The organism is Agromyces sp. H17E-10 (assembly GCF_022919715.1).
In the GTDB taxonomy this organism is placed as follows: Bacteria; Actinomycetota; Actinomycetes; order Actinomycetales; family Microbacteriaceae; genus Agromyces.
The window spans coordinates 4,054,621-4,074,982 of record NZ_CP095042.1 but is presented as its reverse complement, the minus strand read 5'-3'; the positions used below and the strand labels follow the sequence as shown (position 1 = coordinate 4,074,982).

The window sequence follows — 20,362 nt, the reverse complement described above, 5'->3', positions numbered from 1 at the left end:
GCGCATCGGTATGCATCCGTTATCGGAACCACGCATCAATAAGGCGGAGCGGGATCGGCGAGTCGAAAAACGCACAGCCGGCACCAAGGTGCCGGTCGATGCGGGAGCCCGCCCGCGCGGCTCAGTATTCGCCTGCTGGCCCGACGGTCGCCGCACGTGGCAGGAGGCCACGTGCACGTCCTAGCTGGTCACTCGCGCGGCACCTCGCAATGGCGCGGCCTCGAATTCGCTCCGGTTCGACGCCCGCGAGATTCTAACGTTACGCAGTGCGCATCGTGAGGCCGGAACAGCCTCGAACGCGTCCCGGGCACGTTGACACACGACTGGATCAACCGATCCCGTCGTCCCGCATCTCGCCGGGTCGCCTACAGGGCCGGGGTGAACCTGTCCGCGCAGGGTCAATCGATTGGCGCTTATGACGCGACACTTGGGCGAGCAGCCCTCCGACGCGGGTTCGCCAGCGGTCGGGTTCGACGTTCCATGTCATTGTGTGATCAGCATCGAACTCTTCAGTTCGAATGGTCGAATGTGAGTGCGCCAACTGCGCGACGAGATCGACGGATACCGAGGTATCCCGGGCACCGTGCAGCACAATGGCGGGAATCTGTAGCGTGCGAGCTCGCTCAACGGAGGCGACGCTTTTTAATCCAATTGGTGCGGTGAGACCGGCACAGTGTGCGAGGAGTGACGAATCCAACCATGGCACTGCCAGGGCGCCCGCGCTCTTTGGCAGTCCGGCCCGTCCGCAATTCGCCTTGATCGTCTCAACCCAGTCGAGCACCGGCGACTCGAGTACAAGGCCGGCCACTCGATCGCGAAGGGCCGACCGCACAGCGAGTTCCAGCGCGATCGTTCCGCCCATCGACCATCCGAACAGGACCACCCTTCCTGCACCGTGGTCGATGGCGTAGCGCACGGCTGCTTCGACGTCGTCCGTCTCTGTTGCTCCGAGTGTGGAGCGAGCACTTCCAACGCTCGGACCTTCACCATCATTGCGGTAGGTGACGACAAGCGAGGTCAGTCCAGCGTCTGCCGCGACCTGCACGCCGCGCAATGTCCCAGCCCGATGACTTCCGAGCCCGTGGATGTGGACTGCCCAGATGTCCTGGGAAACGTCTGTCGGCGGGATTAGCCATGCCGGCGCGGAACCAAACTCCGTTGACACCTCGACATCGATGGCGTCAAAGCCGGCATCAGCGGGCGTCTTGAAGTACATGCCACTCCACGAGGCCCGGGTGCCGACTGTGAGCGCCTCGGGATCCACGTCACCCACGACCTCGCGGCCGACGAGCTCGGCGCTGACGTCGAGCACCTTCTCGCTGAGCTTGACCCACGTGCCGTTCTCGAGGATCAGGTTGAACAGGCCGGGCGTCGCGGTCTGCGCGGTCCGGGTGAGGATGACGATGACTCGCTCTTCTGAGACATCGACCCCACGCACGACGAGATCGAATCGGCGCGGACCGACCGGCGCAGTAACTCGTCTGGCGATGACGTATCCGAGCCCTCCGAGTGCCGCGGAGACAACAACGCCGCCGGCGATGACGCCGCCAACGACCCGTCGGGCCCTCATGCCGTCACCCGCGTCCGCTGCGGCAACTTCGAATCCTCGCCGACGAGATGCCGCTCCGCCCGCTCGAGCACCTGACGATCCGCGTCACTGATCGAGAACGCAACGCGTGTGTCGATCATCGCGTCGCGGACCTCGACGACCTGGCGATGCAGCAACGCTTCGGGATCGGTGGCGTCGAACGCGGCATCCGGACGCTGGCTGATCCCGGGATGCACCGCCGAAGCTGCATGCCAGATGGGAGCAAGCTCGCGAGTCAGCGTTTGAGTTGCGCGGGCCCGGGCACGCGCCCGGAAGGCGCGCGCGGCCGGTTGACTCGCGAAGCCGCCGCACAAGAACACGAAGGTCAACAGGTACAGCGTGCTGTAGGGCGTCGCGGCTGAAGCCATGAGCTCTGGACGACCGGCGAAGTGCGCAAGATCCATCAGGATCACGTCGACCGTCAGAGCGATACCGAACGCGCATCCGATGATGAGCAGAATCGGTGGCGCAACGAGGATGCCACGGCTGACGCGGACCTGCCGAATCGCGACAGTGGCCATCGCTGCGAGCACGACCGCGTAGTACGTGAACAGCGCCATCGAGTAGACCATGGCCGCCGGTTGGGCTCCGAAGTCGATCATGAAGTTCGTCGTCGTCGCGTCTCGATCGATCACGAAGAACGTGCCGGCCGTAGCCGCCGCCGCGGCAACATACGTCACACGGCTCAGCGCCGTGCGCACCGCCCGGGGAGGTTCGTCCGCGGCTTTCATCACGCCTCGGCCGAGGAGAAACACGCCAGTCATGAGCGCGAGATCGGCGACGAGCGTGACGAAGTTCGTGCCACTGGCAAGACGGTCGAGCTCGACGTACACCGCGTCGATGTTGAGCGTCATCGCGATCGCGATCGTCAGCGACGCCCACGTGATCGCGCGCTCGACTCGACCTCGGCGCAGGATGAGCAAGCTCGCGACGAGGAGCCACATCAAACCCGCAACGAGGATCGCAGTCACCCGAAGATCTCCACGAACCGAGTGTCGTGCGTAGCCGACGAGCGAATCGCTGCTGCGAGCCGGTCGGCGAGGTATTCGGCCTCGATCTCGACCGGGTCGTCGAGATTCTGACGCCGAAGCAACCGTTGTCGAGTCTCACGCGGGATGTCGGGCAGCAAGAAGTCGGGGGCGCCGGCGTCTTCGCTGTCGATGTGCCCGAGGATGAGATGGGCGCACTCGTGCAGAACGAATTGCTGTCGGTGCAGCGCCGACTCGGTCGGCGCGTGGAAGATGAGATCTTCGCCCGCGCGTTCGACCAGCAGCGCACAAAGGCCGGCCTCATCCCCCAGCTCGGGGATCTCAACGATGTGGATCGCGGTCTCGCGCAGCCGCTCGATCGCGCCGATCAACTCGTTGAACGTGAACGACGTGCCGAGCTCGAGCCCCGGTAGTGTCGCCGACACTGCGCCTTCGCTGTTCACGGCTTCGTCCTCCCCTTCGGACGTCTACGGCTCGTAACCCTTGACGCTGACGCGTCGCCGGTTCACGTATGCGCGATCTCCTCATCGAGGTACCTGCTGATCGCGTTGAGTGCGTTGGGCGAGATGTCGCCCAACGCACGAGCTGCGTATGCCTTGACGCGCGCGGCTCGCATCGCTCGCACGAGGTCGAGCTGAGCACTCACGCGCTCGGGCGTCGCCGCACCACTCACCCCGGCGAGAAACTCAGGCTCAACATCGAAGAACGCCGCCAACCCCTCGAGGAGTCGTCGGTCTTGCACGGCGCGATGACCGTTGACCATGTAGGTCCAGCGCGAGCGCGAGAGTTTGATACCGCGTTCGCCAAGGAACTGGGCGATCTGCGTGTAGGTCGGCTCCGTGCCGGTCTCGGCTGCAGCGACATCGATGAGCAGCCGGAGGCGCTTCGCCAGGTCTTCGGCTGCCGCAGTCGTGTCGTATTCGGTCATGTGATTCAGTCCCTCTCCCCCTCGGGTCAGGCAGGGCTGAGCGTCACCTCCCGCTCGTATTGAGCAAAACTCACCCTAGCAATTGAGCATGCCCAACGCAAGGGTTGCGCATGCTCAAACCGAGTGCTATAAAGACCTCGAATCCATCGATTGAGCATGCTCAACAATGGCCGACGAGCCGGTGCTGAACATGCGCGGTACCGCCAATCGCGCTCGCCAAGCGGGGTGGCGGCGCCGGTTCTCAGTTGCGCCCGAGAATGCCTCGTGCGCAGCCGACACACCTCTGTGTCAGCCGCCCAGCTCGAGCGGCCGGCGCTTGCGAAAGGTGATGGACGTGCCCAGGAATCCAGAATCGCGACCTGACCACGAAGCCAAGCTCGCTGAACTCCATGAACGCCTGACAGCCGCTGTCGAAGCCCTCGTCACCGGTGACAGTTGGAAGCAGTCGTTGGAGTTCGCAGCACGCTTCCGCACCCGGTCATTCGGCAACATGCTGCTGATCCAGGCTCAGCACCTCGCTGCCTTCGAGCGCGGCACGGTGCCCGAGCCGATGCCCACGTACCTCGCCGGCTTCAAACAGTGGCAGACGCTCGGCCGGCGCGTGCTCGCGGGCCAGCACGGGTACGCGATCCTCGCACCGCGAACTGCCCGCTTCGCCTCCGCCGATCCGACCGATGTCACGTCGTGGCGACGTCTCAGAAATGGCGAACGTCCAAGGCCTGGCGAAGTCGTTCGGCCGAAGCTGACCGGCGTTCGCCCCGCCTACGTCTGGGACGTCTCGCAAACCGACGGCCGGCCGATCCCGGTGCGGCCGGTCCCGCAGCTCCTCCGGGGCGAGGCCCCACCCGGCCTCGAAGCCGCCCTCGCGATGCTCATCCGCGCCGCCGGTTTCGAGCTCACGACGGTGATGGATGCCACGGCAATCGGCGGTGCGAACGGGATCACCGACTTCGTGAAGCGCACGGTCGTCGTCCGAGGCGACCTCGACGCAGCCGCGCAGGTGAAGACGCTCGCCCACGAACTCGCGCACGTCCGCCTCCACGACACCACCGAGAACGCCGAGTTGCCACCTCATCGTGGCATCGGCGAGGTGGAGGCCGAGTCGGTGGCACTCATGATCGGTGCCGCGCACGGGATGGACACGACCGACTACACAATCCCGTACGTCTCCGGGTGGGCGTCGACTGTCCCCGACAAGACCCCGGTCGAAGTCGTACAGGCCACGGGCGAGCGCGTCCGCCGCGCCGCCCGCGACATTCTCGACGTGCTCCCGACTACGAAGTTCAATGGCGGCGACCCGCCCGGACTCACCCGCGCGCCCTCCCGCGCTTCGGCTTCGTCGGTGGCGCGGACAGCGCCGCGGAGTCGCACGCTCGAGCGCATCCAGTCGAGGCGGCTCGCATGAACATCGCAGAAGTGATGCTCGCCGTAGCATCGCTCAGCCCTCGTGATGCGGCGCTGAAATTCGCGGAAGCGGGGGTGCCGGTGTTCCCCTGCCTGCCTGACGGCAAGCGGCCACTGACGTCGGCCGGCTTCCACGATGCGACCTCCGATCTCGAGATCGTCCGGGTGTGGTGGTCGCAGTGGCCGGCAGCGAACCTCTCGATGCCGACCGGGCCGACTTCCGGATTCGATGTCGTCGACGTCGATATCACCGACACCGGCTCTGGGCTCCCCGCACTCGAGGCAGCACAGGCAGCCGGCCTTGTCGACGGTGACGCGATTCGCGTTCGGACCCCATCGGGTGGGCTGCACATCTACTTCCCCGCCGAGCCGCGTCGACCGCAACGCTGTTGGCAGTCGGCCAGCGCGCACATCGACTTTCGCGGCGATGGTGGGTACGTCGTCGTACCGCCATCAACACTCGTGAACGGCACCAGACGGACCAGCTATCGCGTCTGCGCGATCAACTCCTCCCCGCAGCATCCGGTCGACGCCTCGGCACTCCGTGAGCTGATCGATCCTCGGCCTGAACCGACGAACTGGTCGACACCGAGCGAACCGGCAGACCTTGCCCGCCTCGCCGCCTGGGTGAGCCTGCTGCAGGAAGGTGAGCGCAACCACGGGCTCTTCTGGGCTTCTTGCCGACTCGCTGAGGCCGGCCAATCGCCCGACGGAATCATGAGGGCCCTGGGTGATGCGGCAGCGAGTTCCGGACTCTCCGACCGGGAGATCGCCGTCACGATCCGATCTGCAGTTCGTCGTGCCGCTCTGCCGCGGGCGTCAGCAGACCACTGGCGCGATCCTGGGCAGACCTCCCGACGAGCAGGTGAGGCACCATGCCTGCGCTGACCGCCCATCGCCCTGACGGCGTGCGCCTCGCCATGATCACAGCGATCATCGGCACCATCTTCATCGCAGCGGGCGCGTTCTGGCTCTCGTTCACATCGCTCAGCGACCTCGCTCGCCGCTCCGGAGTCGCGACCGACCAAGCATGGATCTGGCCGCTGATCATCGACGGCATCATCGTGGTCGCGACCGTCGCTGTCGTCGCTCTCGCCAGCTCCCGCGCGGCGTGGTACCCGTGGATGCTCCTCGTGGCCGGCGCAGCGATCTCTGTCGCGGCAAACGCCATCCATGCCGTCGTCGCCGAGACCACCGAGGTGCCGCTCGCGCTCGCCGCGTGCGTCGCATCGGTGCCGCCCCTCGTGCTGCTCGCGATTACCCACCTGACCTCGATCCTCATGCGTACCCCACGAGCCACGGCCCCCGCGACGGCGGCAGCACCGGCTGCCTCGAAATCGACTGCTCGAGTCTCGGCGGCAACGAGTATCCCGAAGAAGCCCACGACCGTCCTCGCCCCTCGCGAGGACGCGTCCTCTCTGCGAGCACTCGGCTGGTCGAACTCGGCGATCGCCCGTCAGCTCGGCGTGCATCCCTCGACCATCGGCCGATGGCTCCGCGAACACGTCGGCGCACCTACCTCGCAAAACCCCACTGTGAGGGAGGGCGCGAACGATGGATGAGGACGACTTCGAGCAGAACCGCCGCCCCTGGGATGATCGGCGGCCCAGAGGCTCGCACGCGGAATCCGAGACCGACGACGTCGGCCACCGCATTCGCGCTGCGCTCGCTGCACGAACGCGGTCATACGAGAGCAACCCAGAAGCCACGGTCGACCCAATCGGTGGTGCCAATCAGCCCGGAATCGTGTGGGTCCGCGCGTCCGATCTCCTGAACACGGGCACGGGGCGAATCGCCGGCCGTGGTCTCGACCTCGAAGCCGAGCTCGCACGGCGACTCCGCCGCGCACCCGCAACGACCAGGCGCGCCATTCGCGAGCGGGCAGCGAAACTGCCGCCCCTCTCCGAATTCGGACGGACGCAGGAGCGCACCCGGTTCACCCGCCCAGGACTCGGACGGCGGTGAATCATGAGCATCCTGCTGACCGCGGCAACACGCACCGATCCGACAGGAGGTGCCGCCATGGAGTGGAGCTCGACGCTCGAACGTGAGACAGAAGCCTTCCGAGGGCCAGAAGGTCTGCGAAGACTCCTCAAGCGCCTGCAGGAAGCCGACGGCGCTGCGTGGCGCACCGACCCCGAGGCATCCGCCCTGCTGCAGTACGCCGCCCAGAAGTACTCGGCGCTCGCCCGCAAGCACCACCTCGACCCGTGGGAGGCCGCGTCGGCCGCATTTGATGCGATGCGGGCGCCCGCGACGCTGCGAGCGGATGACCCATGGGCGCTCGTCACTCGTGCCGTACAGGTCACGTGCATCGCCGAAGAGCGCGCACAGGGCTTGCTGTGCTCCGTGCACCAGGCACGACGAGCAAAGGTCTCAGCCTTCCACGATGCCGAACGGTTCAGCGACCGGGAGCACGAACTGCCCGAATACCACCCGGCGTTCCGCACCGAGCCGGCCGACGCCGTGCTCGACGCAGGCTCCGCACCCCGCGAAGACGTGCAGGCCGCCATCGCCGACGCGGTCACGCTGTTCACCCTGCTCGGCTGGCCCGGCGACCGCGCGCGCACCGGCGTCGAGTATGTGTGCGGGCGGCTCGCGGATGCCCCATCCCGAGCGTCTGCATACGAGTCGTTGCGTCGCGACTACGCGGCCCGCGCGCAACTCGACCTGCCGCAGCACGCCTGGCACGCCATGCTCAAGGCGCTCTTGGGATGCTGCGACCCGATGCATCAGCACACCGTTGCGGGTCGCGGCATCCTGCTGCGGCTGCTCATCGGGGAGCCGCTCCGCGCCCTTCTGCACGACGACGACCTCATCACCGACGTGGTCGTCAACACCCCGCGGGCGGCGACGTGACCAGCGGACATGGGCACATCGAGCTCGATCGGGCCATCGACTCGATCCGCGTCGGTGTGCGCCATCGTCGGGACCTCGGCGATATCGAGGCCCTCGCCGCCTCGATCGAGCGGCAGGGGCTGCTGCAGCCGATCACGGTGACGCCAGACGGCGATCTCGTGTGCGGGGCACGGCGGCTTGCGGCCTTGCGGCGGCTCGGGCATCGACAGGTGAGTGTGTGGGTGCGATCCGGCATTTCGGATGAACTCGCCCGGCTGCTTGCCGAGCAGGACGACAACGCCATGCACAAGTCGCTCGCACCTACCGAAGCAGCGGCGCTGTATCGCGAGGTCAAGGCGCTGCTCAGCGAGGACGCACAACGGCGGCAGGCGACCGGCCGATTCGGAATCGGCGGTGTCCACCAGAGCGGTGCCGCGTCGGACGCGGCACCGCTCCGACGAGGCCTCGGCGACACTCGATCGCAGGCCGCCTTGATGGTCACCGGACAACGCTCCTACGACACCCACGAGCGCATCGGTCGACTGCAGCAGATCGTGGACGACGAGCATGCGACGGAGGAACTCCGAGCCGACGCAGCTCGCGCGCTCGTCGCCATCGACGGCGGTGCGCCGGTCAAGCCAGCACTCCGAGCCGTGACCGCGCATCTGCATGCCGTCGACGGGTCGGCCACTCCCCCGGAACTGGAACAGCTCGCGAAGGAAGCGCTTGCCCGGGTGAAAGCAGATGCACGATCGAAGCGACGCGCCCGACCCACACAGCGCGTCGGCGGCGAGACCGTGAAGCTGCCGGTGCGGGCATTCGTGCTCCAATGGGCTGACCTGAAGGACTGGTGGCTGCGCTTCGACGTCGACGAGATCGCGGCGGAGCTCACCGACGAGCAGAGCGACGAGTTCGAAGCGACGATCGCGGGGACGGTCGAATTCGCTGCTGCGCTTCGCGGGCTCCGAAGCCAGACGCAGGCGATCGCCCGCTGACGACGCGCGCACCTGTCCCATGACCTTGCTCATCGGGATGCTTCGGAGGAACCAGCCGTGCCATTCGCCCATCGACGCCGACTGATCATCGCCATCGTGGCGGGCGGTTGCCTGCTGCTCGGGTTGATCTGCGTCGGCATGTACGGACTACTCCGCGGGACAGCGACCGCTGCCGATCATGAGTCGCGACCCATAGCCGACAGTTCCCAGGATCAGCCGACCCCGATCTCCTCACCTCGGTCGGTGGCCGGGACCCCGGATCCCGAGCGCTTCGTCCGCGCCGTCGCCCGAGCGCTCTTCGACTGGGATACACGCTCGTCCGATGGCCCCGGGGAGTGGGCGCAGCGCCTCGTCGACGTCGCCGACCCCGAGGAGGCGGCCGGCGTCGCGGCCGACGTCCGCGCGTACCTGCCGAATCCAACCACCTGGGACCAATTGCGGGCCTACAGCACCCGGCAGAAACTCGACATCAACACCATCGAGATTCCGGATGCCTGGAACACAGCCCGCGCGCAGGCAACGCGCGGGCAGTTGTCGAAGACGGCCGTCGCGTTCACCGTGACCGGCACCGCACAACGGCATGGCACCTGGAATCGTGACCCCGTCGAGAGTTCGCGCGCGGTGTCATTCACGGTCTTCGTCGATTGCCCAACCGATGAGCACTGTCGGCTGCTGCGACTCTCACGACCCGATGCGCCACTCCATTGAGGATCCCCGGTGAAGAAGATCCTCGCCATCGTGCTCCTCATCACCTTCCTCGGGCCGCCCGCTGGACTGGTGAGCGTGGCTGTGCTGGTCAACCCGGCAGCTCGCTCGTGCGAATCCGGGTCGCTCATCGTCAGCGACATCCCCGACTCGCTCACTGCCCGCACGCGCAGTGGCGAGACGCTCACGCTGAATCGCCGGCAGTTGACCCACGCGGGCACGATCACGACCATCGGCTCGCAGACCGCGGGCGTCGGGCGGGACGGCGTCATCATCGCACTGATGGCCGCCCTCACAGAATCGGGCCTCAGGATCCTCGCGAACTCCGGCGTCTACCCCGAATCGATCGGCTTCCCGAACGACGGTGACGGATCCGACCACGACTCGCTCGGACTGTTCCAGATGCGCCCGGCCTCGGGATGGGGCACGGTGGCCGAACTCATGGACCCGAGGTACCAGGCCCGCGCCTTCTTCGGTGGAGCGTCGGGGCCCAACGGTGGCTCGCCGCAGGGGCTGCTCGATATCGCCGGTTGGCAGCAGCTCGAACGCGGTGCGGCTGCGCAAGCCGTCGAGGTCAGCGCTTTTCCCGACCGGTATCGCGAGTACGAGCCGGTCGCCGAACGGATCCTCGCCGCACTCACCGATACGCGGTCGGCCGGTGATGCGCACGGCGGACTCCCCCGCGTCCCCGAGACGACGCGAGTCGTATTCCCCCTCCCGGAAGGCACCTATACGAACACCGACAGTTTCGGGCCCCGCGTCGACCCGTACACGGGCGAGTATCGGTTCCATGCGGGCAGTGACCTCGCCGCACCTTCCGGAACGCCGATCCTCGCGATCGCCGACGGTCGGGTCGTGTTCGCAGGCGACCGCGGAACCTACGGCGGGCTCATCATCCTCGAGCACACCATCGGCGGTCAGAGGGTCGCGTCGTACTACGCGCACATGTACGACACCGGCATCCATGTCACCGCCGGCGACAGCGTCGCCGCCGGACAGCACATCGGCGACGTGGGCTCAGCCGGCAAGTCGACCGGCCCGCACCTGCATCTCGAGATCCACCCCGGTGGACAGGACCATCCCGCAGTCGACGCCCTCGCCTGGCTCACCGAACATGGTGCGGCCGCCGTCGGCGACGCCGCCGTCAATCTCGCCGGATGCCGCCCCGAGGGGATCCGCTGAGATGGACGTCTTCCCCGACTTCGGCGCCGTGGGCGCCGCCGCCGAGTTCCGCAGCGTCATCGGCGCGCTCATGACCTACGTGCTCATCTTCGCTGTGCTCATGATCATCGTGAGTGCGGTCACGTGGGCGATCGCCGCCGCAAACGGGCACTTCCAAACGGCCACCCGCGCACGCCTCGGCCTTTGGATTGCCTGTGGCGCGGCCGCCCTCGCCGGAGTCGGCGTGGCGTGGGCGAACTTCCTCCTTAGCGTGGGTGCGACGCTCTGATGCACCATCGACCCGAACGGGGATGAAGTCCCGTGGCGCGCCTGCCAGGAAGGCATTGGCGCACCATTCGCGTCTCGCACGAGTGATCGCGATCAGTCTTCGATCCCGTGCTTCGCGTCGAAGGCCATGACCGAGAGCACCTCCCAGACGGTATGGGCCGCAGCGAGACCTGTGAGTTGGGCGTGGTCGTAGGCGGGCGCGACCTCGACGATGTCGGCGCCGATGATGCCGATCCCGGTGAGTCCCCGGATGGTGGCGAAGAGCTCCCTTGTCGTGAGGCCGGCGACCTCGGGCGTGCCGGTCGCGGGGGCGTGGGCCGGGTCGAGCACGTCGATGTCGATGGAGAGGTAGACGGGGCCTCCGGCGACGCGTGCGCGAATCCGGTCGATGATGACCTTTACACCGTGTTCTTGGTAGTCGTCGGCGCGGATGACCTGGAAGCCGAGGACCTTGTCGTCCTCGAGTTCGACGCGGTCGTAGACTCCACCGCGAAGGCCCACATGCAGGCATCGACTTTGGTCGAGGATGCCTTCCTCGGCAGCGCGGCGGAACGGCGATCCGTGCCAGATCGGCGCGCGGTGGAGGGTGTCCCACGTGTCCAGGTGAGCGTCGAAGTGGATCACTGCCACCGGTCCGTGCTGCTTGGCGACAGCGCGCAGGAGCGGCAACGCGATGGTGTGGTCGCCGCCGAGTGCGACCAGGCGGGTGCCCTGCTCACCGAACTCATTCGCGGCGCGCTCGATGGTCGAGACGGCGGAGGCGATGGAGTACGGCGACACCCCGAGGTCACCGGCATCGACGACCTGATGGACGGCGAACGGGTGGACATCGTGGGTCTGGTGGTACGGATGCAGCTGGCGGGAGGCTTCGCGGATGTGACTCGGCCCGAAGCGAGCACCCGGGCGGAAGCTCGTCCCGCCGTCGAACGGGATGCCGAGGACGGCGATGTCCGCGTGCGGAACGGATTCGATGTGAGGGAGGAGGGCGAAGGTGGCAATGCCCGCGTAGCGCGGCATTCCGGCTTCGTCGCTTTGGCCGACTGGGATGTGCTCGTTGCTCATCGGATGCTCTCTGTTCGTGAGTTCGGATTGCGTTAGCGGCCGTTGGTACTGTCGTCGCGCTGCTGGGCGGCGAGGCCGCGCTCGACGCCGGCGACGTTCTCGACGACGAGTCGGCGCAGCGCGGGTGCGGCGTCGGCGTTCTGGTCGAGCCAGGCGTGGCTCGCGTCGACGAGGGCGCGGTTCGCGAGGGTCGCCGGGTAGAGGAGCTCGACGAGCTTCTCGGCGATGGCGTAGCTGCGGGTCTTCCAGACCTCGCCGATCATGGCGAAGTAGCATTCGACGAACGGTGCGAGCAGCGACTGGTCGTCGGAGCGGACGAAGCCGGCTGCGGTGGTGCGCACGACCGAGTTCGTCGCGGTGTCGGCGACGACGATCGAGTCCCAGGCACGCTGCTTGCCCTCTGCCGTCGGCATGGCGGCGCGGGCGTGGGCGGCCGACTCCTGGCCGGTCGCGGTCTTGTCGGTGGCGAGTCGGGCGTCGATCTCGGCGTCGCCGGCGCGGCCTGCGGCGACGAGCGCGATGAGCAGCTCCCAGCCGAGGTCGGTGTCGATGTCGAGGCCCTCGAGCTTGCGCTCGCCCGCGAAGAGCGCAGCGAGTTCGTCGACGTGGCTGCCAGCTTCCGCTAGTGCGGCAAAGTACTTGACGAACTGGAACTGGGCGTCGCTACCGGGTTCGGCTCCGTTCGCCCATTCCCATAGCTTGTCCGCGAGTTCGCGTCGGGTCGATGCCTGACGCTCCGGGGCGGTGTAGAGGCTGGCGGCGAGTTGGGCGTTGGCGAGCACGATGCGGATGGTGTTCGATTCGGTTTCGGCGGCGATGTTGCCGAGCACGAGGTCGAGGTAGTCGCTCGCGCTGGTCTCGGCGTCGCGGGTGGCGTCCCACACGCTCGACCAGACGAGGGCGCGGGCGAGCGGGTCCTCGATCTTCGAGAGGTTCTCGATCGCGACCTGCTGGGACGCTTCGTCGAGGCGGATCTTCGCGTAGGCGAGGTCGTCGTCGTTGAGCAGCACGAGGTCGGGGCGTGCGAGGCCGACCAGCTCGGCCACGTCGGTGCGTTCGCCGTCGACGTCGAGCTCGACGCGGTGCTCGCGCACGAGCTTGCCGTCACGCAGGTTGTAGAAGCCGATCGCGAGGCGGTGCGGGCGGATCGTCGGGTAGTCGGGGTGGGCCGACTGGAGCACCGCGAACGAGGTGATCGTGCCCGAGTCATCCGTGGCGATCTCGGGGCGCAGGGTGTTGACGCCGGCGGTCTCGAGCCACAGTTTCGACCAGCCCGACAGGTCGCGGCCCGAGGCGACCTCGAGCTCGGCGAGGAGGTCGGCGAGGGTCGTGTTGCCCCATGCGTGCTTCTTGAAGTAGGCCGAGACGCCCGTGAAGAACGCGTCGATGCCGACCCAGGCGGCGAGCTGCTTCAGCACCGAGCCGCCCTTGGCGTAGGTGATGCCGTCGAAGTTGACGAGCACGTCTTCGAGGTCGCGGATCTCGGCGACGATGGGGTGCGTCGAGGGCAGCTGGTCCTGGCGGTACGCCCAACCCTTTTCGCTTGCCGCGAAGGTGGTCCAGGCTTCGTGCCATTCCGTGGCCGCCGCGGTCGCGATGGTCGACGCCCACTCGGCGAACGACTCGTTCAGCCACAGGTCGTTCCACCACTTCATGGTGACGAGGTCGCCGAACCACATGTGCGCGAGCTCGTGCAGGATCGTGACGACGCGACGCTCCTTGATGGCGTCGGTCACCTTGGAGCGGAAGACGTAGACCTCGGTGAAGGTCACGCAGCCGGCGTTCTCCATCGCGCCCGCGTTGTACTCGGGCACGAAGAGCTGGTCGTACTTCGTGAACGGGTAGGGCACGTCGAACTTCTGCTCGAAGTAGGCGAAGCCCTGCTTCGTCTTCTCGAAGATGTAGTCGGCGTCGAGGTACTGCGACAGGCTCTTCCGGCTGAACACGCCGAGCGGGATGACGCGGCCGTCGCTCGACGTGAGCTCGTCGCGCACGACGTCGTACGGGCCCGCGACGAGGGCCGTGATGTAGCTCGAGATGCGGGGGGTCGGTTTGAATGACCAGGTCGCGCGGTCCTGCCCATCGTGCGTTGGCTCGGCCACTCCGAGTGCAGCGGTCGGCTCGTTGGAGACGACCTGCCAGTGCGCGGGCACGGTGATGGTGAAGGTGAATGCGGCTTTCAGGTCGGGCTGCTCGAACACGGCGAAGACGCGGCGAGCGTCGGGCACCTCGAACTGGGTGTAGAGGTACACCTCGCCGTCGGCGGGATCGACGAAGCGGTGCAGGCCCTCGCCGGAGTGCATGTAGCGACCGTCCGACACCACGACCAGCGTGTTGGCGGTCTGAAGGTTGGGCAGCTGAATCCGCGTCCCGTCGCTCACGCTGGTGGGGTCGAGGGAGACGCCGTTGAGGGTGACCGAGTGCACGGCCGCGGTGATCGCGTCGATGAACGTCGAGGCTCCCTGCTGAACCGCGTCGAACCGCACTGTTGTGGTCGAACGGAACACCTCGGGGCCCGTCGTGACGTCGAGGACGACGCTGTAGTCGTGGACCTGGATGAGCGCGGCGCGCTCCTCGGCTTCCAGGCGGGTGAGGTTCTCTCCGGGCATGTGTTCTCCTTGCGGTGCGGCGCCTTTTGGGCGCGGTGAAGCTCGCCGGGTGCGGCGAATGGGTTCGGGCGGGCTATCGAGTGGCGGGGAGGGCGTCTCGGTCGCGTGGGAAGAAGCTGCCGGCCAGGATCCCGATGAATCCGAGACCTGCGGTGATGAGCAGGCCGATGATGAACGCTGCGGCAGGGAGATCGGGGTTCGCCAGCGCGGCGGCGCCGAGCTGGGTTCCGACTGCGAGGCCGAGGGTGCGTGAAAGGGAGACCAGCGCGGTGGCGATGCCGACCTCGTGGAAGGGCACTGCGAGCGCGGTCGCCGCGTACGCCGTGGACGAGATCGTCGCGGAGCCGATGCTCACCGTGACCAGGCCCATGACAGTCCCGACGGCCGTCGTGTTGAACGCGAGGAAGAGCGAGCCGAGAATGAGCAGCACGCTCCCGGAGATGGCGATCAGGGCGGTCCCGAATCGCGCGGCGAGGCGTCCGGCGAGGGGCGCGGCCACGATTGCGGCGATGGATCCGCCGATGAGGAAGAGGCCGGTCTGGCCGACGTGGGCTCCGAGGCCGTACCCGGTGTCCTCTGGGAGGGCGATCCGTTGAAGTATGAGGAACGAGGTCGCCGCCATCGTTGCCCCTTCGATGACGCTTGCGAGCATCGGCGCCCACACTCCGCGCTCGCGGAGGAGCCCCACTTCCACCAACGGGTTTCTGGAACGGTGATCGCTGATGAACCATCCGACGAGGAACACTACCCCGGCGAAGAGGAGTAGGAGGGTCGAGGGTTCGAGCCATCCGACGTCCAGGCCGAAGTTCAGCCCGGCGAAGGTCGCCAACAGTCCGATGCCGAGCAGGATCGCCCCGGTCCACGGCACGCGGCCGCGGTGTTCGCGCTCCGTGTTCCCGATGCGGCAGAGCCAGAGGAGGATGGCGGCGAGGGCAAGCAGGCCGGTGGGGATCGCGAACATCGCGGCTCGTGAGAACGACAGCGCGATGGGTCCGCCAAGCAGCGTTCCGAAGCCTTCACCGGCTGCGAGCATCGCCACCATCACGCCGGACGCCAGCTTCATCCGGTTCGCGTCGAAGGTCGCGCGGAGCACGACGAACGCGACGGGAACGAGGGTGAATCCGCATCCGATCAGAACTTGACCGATCAGGAACACCGGGAACGCCGTCGCAGCGCCCGACAGGTATCCGCCGAGGATCGAGATGCCGAGGATCACGAGCATCGTGGGTCGGGCTCCGTAGAGGTCTGCGATGCGTCCGGCGAGCGGCGTCACGACCACTGCGGCCAGGGTGGAGGCGGTCAAGGCAGAAGCGATGGTCAACGGGTCGACGCCCAGTTCCGTCTGCAGCAACGGCATCGTCGGCAGGATGAGGCCGGCGAGGAAGGGCCAGGCGAGCGCGATCAATGACAAGGTGATGAGCGTCAGGGTCCTGCGCTCAGCCGGGGCAGGGGTCTGGTGCGCGCCCTCGCTGGTCGCGGTCGTGTGCTCGGTGGAGTTCCGCCCGGTCGAGGTGGTCACGCTACCGCCATTTCTGCTTCGCGTGCCCGTTGCGCGTCAGGGGCAACGGAAGGAACTCGGCGGGTTGGCCGCCAGCCCGGGCCAGGCACGCTGTTGCGCAGCAACTGCGTGTAGGCGGCTTGGGGATTGTCCAGAACTGTGGGGGTCAGGCCGGATTCGACGATCTGTCCCTTCCGCATGACCACACAGGTCTCCGTGAGGTGCCGCACGACGGCAAGGTCGTGGCTGATGAGGATGTACGCGATTGACGTTTCGGCGCGGATGTCGGCCAGTAGGTTCAGGATCTGGGCCTGGATGGAGACGTCCAGCGCAGAGACGGACTCGTCGAGGATCATGACGCTCGGCTCGACGGCCAAAGCTCGTGCGATGGACACGCGTTGGCGTTGTCCGCCGGAGAGCCTGCGTGGGAGTGCACGGCGTTGGCGTTCGTCGAAGCCGACCAGGTCTGCGAGCTCGTTCACGCGCGCGAGCCGCGCCTGCTTTCCGAGCTCCGGCCGATGGAGTCTCAGCACCTCCTCGATGCAAGACTCCACAGTTTGGCGGGGGTCGAGCGTCGAGTACGGGTCCTGGAAGACGATCTGCAGCTCGCGTGCGCGACGTCGCCGCTCAGCGAGCCCGGCGTGGCTCTCCCGAACGCGTCCGCACACCCGGATCGTCCCGGCGGTCGGAGCCTCCAGGCCGATCAGCATCTTGGCAACGGTGGTCTTGCCAGATCCGGATTCACCGACGATCCCCAAGGATCCGCCGGGGTCGAGGGTGAAGCTCACGTCGTCGACGGCAAGGGTGTGGCCGAACTTCTTCTGCAAGCCGGCAACTTCGACGATCGGGGTTGTTGAGGTCATCGAAGTACGCCTTCCATCGGGTTGAGCTGGAGTTCGTCGGCGAGCAGGCAGCGCACCGCGCCACTGCGGTCGATCTCGAGTGGCGGATCGGTATTGAGGCACTCGGGCTCGACGAATGCGCACCGGTCGGCGAACGCGCATCCGCGGTGCACTTCGAAGGCGGCCCGGGGGCGGCCCGGGATCGCCTGAAGGCGGGAGACGGTCGAGGCGATTTCGGGCTTCGCACCGAGCAGCCCGGCTGAGTAGGGATGCCTCGGGGCGTTTACGAGTTCGTCACTCCCCCGGATCTCGATGACCTGGCCGGCGTACATGACGGCGGTGCGATCGCAGATCGCGGAGGCGAGCTCGAGATCGTGAGTGATGAACACGAGCGCCATCCCGCGCTCTTTGCAGAGCTCGTCGATGATCGCCATGACGTCGGACTGGGTGGAAACATCGAGGGCGGTCGTCGGCTCGTCCGCGAGGAGGATCCGTGGCTCGCAGGCGAGCGCGGAGGCGATCATCACCCGCTGCAGCAGCCCGCCGGAGAGCTCGTGCGGGTACTGCCGGAGCCGTCGTTCGCCGTCGGGGATGCCGACCTCGTCGAGCAGGCTGATGACTTTGCGTTCGGCGGCACGTTTGGTGAAGCCGCGGGTCTTCACGAGGCCTTCGGTGAGGAAGTCGCCGATGGTGCGGACGGGATTGAGATGGACGCGGGGGTCTTGGAAGATGACCGCCATCTGCGTCGACTGATATCGCCGAAGGGCTGCATCTTTCAGTGTCAGGACTTCTTGACCGTCGAACCTGATTGATCCGTCGACCTTCGCTCCGCGGGGAAGGAGCCGTGCGATGGCGCGGGCGGTCATCGACTTCCCGGAGCCGGATTCGCCGACGATGGCCAGTGACTGGCCGGCGTCGAGTTCGAGGTCGATTCCGCGGAGCACGACTCGTCGTTCTTTCCCGACGGGGAGGCTGACGCGGAGGTCTTCGATGGTGAGCAGACTCATGCTGCGAGCACCTCCCCGCGCCGGGTGATGCGTTCGCCGAGCAGGCTGAATGAGCAGATCGCGATGACGAGGCTGAGGCCGGCGGCGAGAGCCTCGGTCGGGTAGCCCTGCAGGACCCCGGTCTGACCGTTTGCGAGCATGATGCCCCAGTCGGCGGCCGGCGGTTGGATGCCGAGGCCGAGGAAGGAGAGGCCGGCGATGTCGACGGTCGCCCAGGCCACGGTGAGCACGGCTTGACCGAGCACGATGGGGAGGATGTTCGGGATCACGTGGCGGACGCAGATCACTAGGCCTGAGAATCCCTGCACCTTCGCGGCGGCGACGTAGTCCTTGTTGATCTCGGCGAGAGCCGCGGACCGGACGATGCGTGCCATGTACGGGGTGTAGGCGATCGCGAGTGCGATGACGGTCGCTTGGATGCCGGGACCGACGATGGCGACGACCATGACGGCGAGCAGGAGGCCGGGGAACGCCAGCGAGGAGTCGAGGATCCCGGCAAGAGCTGCATCGATCCAGCCCTTTCGCCACGCGCCGATGAGCGCGAGGGTCATGCCGAGCGTCGTGGCCACGACGACGATGATGAGCGGGCCGAGGAAGCTCGACCGTGCGCCGTACAGCAGACGGGAGAAGATGTCACGTCCCTGTTGGTCGTAGCCGAGCGGGTGTTCGGCGTCCGGGCCCCAGTACGAGCGGGAGAGGTCGACTGCGTTCGGGTCATGCGGTGCGATGAGCGGTCCGAAGGCGGCGAGGAAGGCGAAGACGAGCACCAGCAGCAGTGCGACATGCCCGATGAAATCGAGTCCGGGGATGAGGCGGATCTTTCGGCCCGCTCCCGGCGGGTCGAGTTGCGCGACGATGGCGGCGGTCAAGCTGTCCTCCAAGAGGTGCGAACGCGCGGGTCGAGTGCGGCGTAGAGGAGGTCGACGATGACGTTCGTGACCGCAAAGACCGTGACGAGGATGAGGGCGACCGCCTGGGCGACGGGAAAGTCGCGGCCGGTCACCGAGGTGATGAGCAGGCTGCCCAGCCCGTTCAGCTGGAAGGCGCTCTCGACGATGGCGGTACCGGCGACGAGCCCGGCGAAGGAAAGCCCGACAACGGTGCTGATCGGGATGGCGGAGTTGCGGAACACGTGCTTCCGGACGATGTGGGAGGGGGAAAGTCCGCGGGACCGGGCGGTCTCGACGTGCTCGCGCCCGTGCTCTTCACGCATCGATGCGCGCGCGGTCTCGCCGATGACTGGCCACCAAGCGATGGTCAACGCGATTGCCGGAAGGACCAAGTGATGGAGTCGGTCGAGGAAGTCGGTGCCTGGTCCGAAAACGGGGAACCAGCCGAGACCGACGGCGAACACCGAGATGAGCAGGATGGCGGAGACGAACACGGGGGTGGCCAGGGAAACGGTCATCGCGGAGAGGATGCCGTCATCGATCGGGCCGCGCCTGAAGGCGGCGATCCCACCGAGCAGCACTCCGATCAGCACGACAAGCAGCAACGTCATCAGCACGAGCAGGATCGTGGTCGGCAGGCTGGTCGCGATGAGTTCAGTGACGGGGCGGCGTCGCACAATCGATTCGCCGAAATCTCCGGCGAACGCGTCGCCGAGCCACTGCAAGTACCGCTGGAAGAAGGGGTCGTTGAGGTGGTATTGATCAGCGAGCGCTTCACGCATCTCGGGGGTGGAGGGGCGACCTCCGATGAGGAAACTGATCGGATCACCGGGCGCGAGGTAGAGGCCGGCAAAGATCAGGAAGCTGGCGCCGGCGATGGTGGCTGCGCAGATGACGAGCCTTCGTGTCAGGAACTGCTTCACCGGTTCATCCCAACGGCGCGGCGGCGTCAGCAGGGACGAGTGACCGGAGCAATTGGCTTAGCCCGGCACGGGCGGCCACACTGACGGTTTCCGGTTCGCGGGAGATCGTCGCGAACAGGAACAGACCGTCCATCGTGGACTCCAAGAACTCGACCATCGGTCGCTCCGGGTCCCGCCCGAGTGCCTCGAGCAGTGCCGCGTAGGCGTCTTCTGCGGCGGTTTCCCAGGCATCGAACAAGAGTCGGTCGATCGTCAAGCGCGGGATCTCGAGTGTGAGGGCGTATCCCGCGATCGCGCGGTCCCGGCGTGCTCCGGCGCGTTCCGCAACCTCGGCGACGAGCATCTCGGTGAGCGCTTCGACATCTCCAGGGACTGTGAGGATCCGGTCCCGGAGCTGCGTCATCTGCTCGGCCTCATCAGCCGCCAGGGCGTCGAGCGTTGCCGAGATCAGCGCATCGGTGGAACTGAAGTGGTAGGTAATCAGGCCGACGGACGCGCCGGCCTCAGTCGCCACCCGACGGTGGGTGACGGCGCGTACACCTTCGAGCGCGATCACGCGCAGGGTGGCGTCCAGGATGCTCGAACGTCTGAGCTCTCCCCGCGACATTGCAGTTGAAGTCATGACGGTCACCTTC

Annotated in this window: 21 protein-coding genes; 9 read left to right on the top strand and 12 right to left on the bottom strand. The window is 67.0% G+C overall.

Annotated elements, in window-relative coordinates:
- Positions 1-328: 328 nt before the first annotated feature.
- From MUN74_RS18400 to MUN74_RS18385, 4 genes are all read right to left on the bottom strand, one after another.
- A complete protein-coding gene (locus tag MUN74_RS18400; RefSeq protein WP_244854054.1) occupies positions 329-1,570 on the bottom strand; it encodes an alpha/beta hydrolase family protein in 1,242 nt (413 codons plus the stop codon).
- Positions 1,567-2,559: a DUF6545 domain-containing protein gene (locus MUN74_RS18395; RefSeq protein ID WP_244854053.1), complete on the bottom strand. Its 993-nt coding sequence runs from the start codon at positions 2,557-2,559 to the stop codon at positions 1,567-1,569. The genes MUN74_RS18400 and MUN74_RS18395 overlap by 4 nt, the downstream gene beginning before the upstream one ends.
- The gene (locus MUN74_RS18390; protein ID WP_244854052.1) at positions 2,556-3,020 is read right to left on the bottom strand and encodes a hypothetical protein; all 465 of its coding nucleotides are present in this window, start codon (positions 3,018-3,020) and stop codon (positions 2,556-2,558) included. Before MUN74_RS18390 ends, MUN74_RS18395 begins: the two co-directional genes overlap by 4 nt.
- Before the next feature lie 62 nt (positions 3,021-3,082).
- Entirely contained in the window at positions 3,083-3,505 is a 423-nt protein-coding gene (locus tag MUN74_RS18385) for a hypothetical protein (RefSeq protein WP_244854051.1), read from the bottom strand.
- Between the two features lie 166 nt (positions 3,506-3,671).
- Here MUN74_RS18385 and MUN74_RS18380 point away from each other — a divergent pair, with 166 nt between their 5' ends.
- The 9 genes from MUN74_RS18380 to MUN74_RS18340 are packed head-to-tail and all read left to right on the top strand — an operon-like array spanning position 3,672 to position 10,897.
- Positions 3,672-4,910, top strand: a complete 1,239-nt coding sequence (locus tag MUN74_RS18380) for an ArdC-like ssDNA-binding domain-containing protein (protein WP_454665263.1) — start codon at positions 3,672-3,674, stop codon at positions 4,908-4,910.
- On the top strand, positions 4,907-5,797 hold the full coding sequence (locus MUN74_RS18375; RefSeq protein ID WP_244854050.1) for a bifunctional DNA primase/polymerase: 891 nt from the start codon (positions 4,907-4,909) through the stop codon (positions 5,795-5,797). The genes MUN74_RS18380 and MUN74_RS18375 overlap by 4 nt, the downstream gene beginning before the upstream one ends.
- Entirely contained in the window at positions 5,785-6,471 is a 687-nt protein-coding gene (locus MUN74_RS18370; protein ID WP_244854049.1) for a DUF2637 domain-containing protein, read from the top strand. Before MUN74_RS18375 ends, MUN74_RS18370 begins: the two co-directional genes overlap by 13 nt.
- Positions 6,464-6,874 (top strand): hypothetical protein, encoded by a 411-nt coding sequence (locus MUN74_RS18365; RefSeq protein WP_244854048.1) that lies wholly within the window; start codon positions 6,464-6,466, stop codon positions 6,872-6,874. Before MUN74_RS18370 ends, MUN74_RS18365 begins: the two co-directional genes overlap by 8 nt.
- Positions 6,875-6,877: 3 nt before the next feature.
- The gene (locus MUN74_RS18360) at positions 6,878-7,768 is read left to right on the top strand and encodes a hypothetical protein (RefSeq protein WP_244854047.1); all 891 of its coding nucleotides are present in this window, start codon (positions 6,878-6,880) and stop codon (positions 7,766-7,768) included.
- On the top strand, positions 7,765-8,742 hold the full coding sequence (locus MUN74_RS18355; RefSeq protein WP_244854046.1) for a ParB/RepB/Spo0J family partition protein: 978 nt from the start codon (positions 7,765-7,767) through the stop codon (positions 8,740-8,742). Before MUN74_RS18360 ends, MUN74_RS18355 begins: the two co-directional genes overlap by 4 nt.
- Before the next feature lie 57 nt (positions 8,743-8,799).
- Complete coding sequence (locus tag MUN74_RS18350) at positions 8,800-9,450, top strand: hypothetical protein (RefSeq protein WP_244854045.1); 651 nt, start codon at positions 8,800-8,802, stop codon at positions 9,448-9,450.
- Positions 9,451-9,459: 9 nt separating this feature from the next.
- Positions 9,460-10,629, top strand: a complete 1,170-nt coding sequence (locus MUN74_RS18345) for a M23 family metallopeptidase (RefSeq protein ID WP_244854044.1) — start codon at positions 9,460-9,462, stop codon at positions 10,627-10,629.
- A gap of 1 nt (position 10,630) precedes the next feature.
- The gene (locus MUN74_RS18340) at positions 10,631-10,897 is read left to right on the top strand and encodes a DUF6112 family protein (protein WP_244854043.1); all 267 of its coding nucleotides are present in this window, start codon (positions 10,631-10,633) and stop codon (positions 10,895-10,897) included.
- A gap of 92 nt (positions 10,898-10,989) precedes the next feature.
- Here the strand turns inward: MUN74_RS18340 and speB are convergent, their stop codons facing one another.
- From speB to MUN74_RS18300, 8 genes are all read right to left on the bottom strand, one after another.
- A complete protein-coding gene (speB, locus tag MUN74_RS18335) occupies positions 10,990-11,958 on the bottom strand; it encodes an agmatinase (protein WP_244854042.1) in 969 nt (322 codons plus the stop codon).
- A gap of 32 nt (positions 11,959-11,990) precedes the next feature.
- On the bottom strand, positions 11,991-14,567 hold the full coding sequence (pepN, locus tag MUN74_RS18330) for an aminopeptidase N (protein ID WP_244854041.1): 2,577 nt from the start codon (positions 14,565-14,567) through the stop codon (positions 11,991-11,993).
- 73 nt (positions 14,568-14,640) lie between these two features.
- Positions 14,641-16,086 carry an MFS transporter gene (locus tag MUN74_RS18325; RefSeq protein ID WP_244854040.1) on the bottom strand — a complete coding sequence of 482 codons (1,446 nt, stop codon included), beginning with the start codon at positions 16,084-16,086 and terminating at the stop codon, positions 14,641-14,643.
- Entirely contained in the window at positions 16,083-16,928 is an 846-nt protein-coding gene (locus tag MUN74_RS18320) for an ABC transporter ATP-binding protein (protein ID WP_244854039.1), read from the bottom strand. The genes MUN74_RS18325 and MUN74_RS18320 overlap by 4 nt, the downstream gene beginning before the upstream one ends.
- A complete protein-coding gene (locus MUN74_RS18315) occupies positions 16,925-17,914 on the bottom strand; it encodes an ABC transporter ATP-binding protein (protein ID WP_244854038.1) in 990 nt (329 codons plus the stop codon). The genes MUN74_RS18320 and MUN74_RS18315 overlap by 4 nt, the downstream gene beginning before the upstream one ends.
- Positions 17,911-18,783: an ABC transporter permease gene (locus tag MUN74_RS18310; protein WP_244854037.1), complete on the bottom strand. Its 873-nt coding sequence runs from the start codon at positions 18,781-18,783 to the stop codon at positions 17,911-17,913. Before MUN74_RS18310 ends, MUN74_RS18315 begins: the two co-directional genes overlap by 4 nt.
- On the bottom strand, positions 18,780-19,727 hold the full coding sequence (locus tag MUN74_RS18305) for an ABC transporter permease (protein ID WP_244854036.1): 948 nt from the start codon (positions 19,725-19,727) through the stop codon (positions 18,780-18,782). The genes MUN74_RS18310 and MUN74_RS18305 overlap by 4 nt, the downstream gene beginning before the upstream one ends.
- A 4-nt stretch (positions 19,728-19,731) precedes the next feature.
- Complete coding sequence (locus MUN74_RS18300; protein ID WP_244854035.1) at positions 19,732-20,349, bottom strand: TetR/AcrR family transcriptional regulator; 618 nt, start codon at positions 20,347-20,349, stop codon at positions 19,732-19,734.
- Positions 20,350-20,362: the final 13 nt, after the last annotated feature.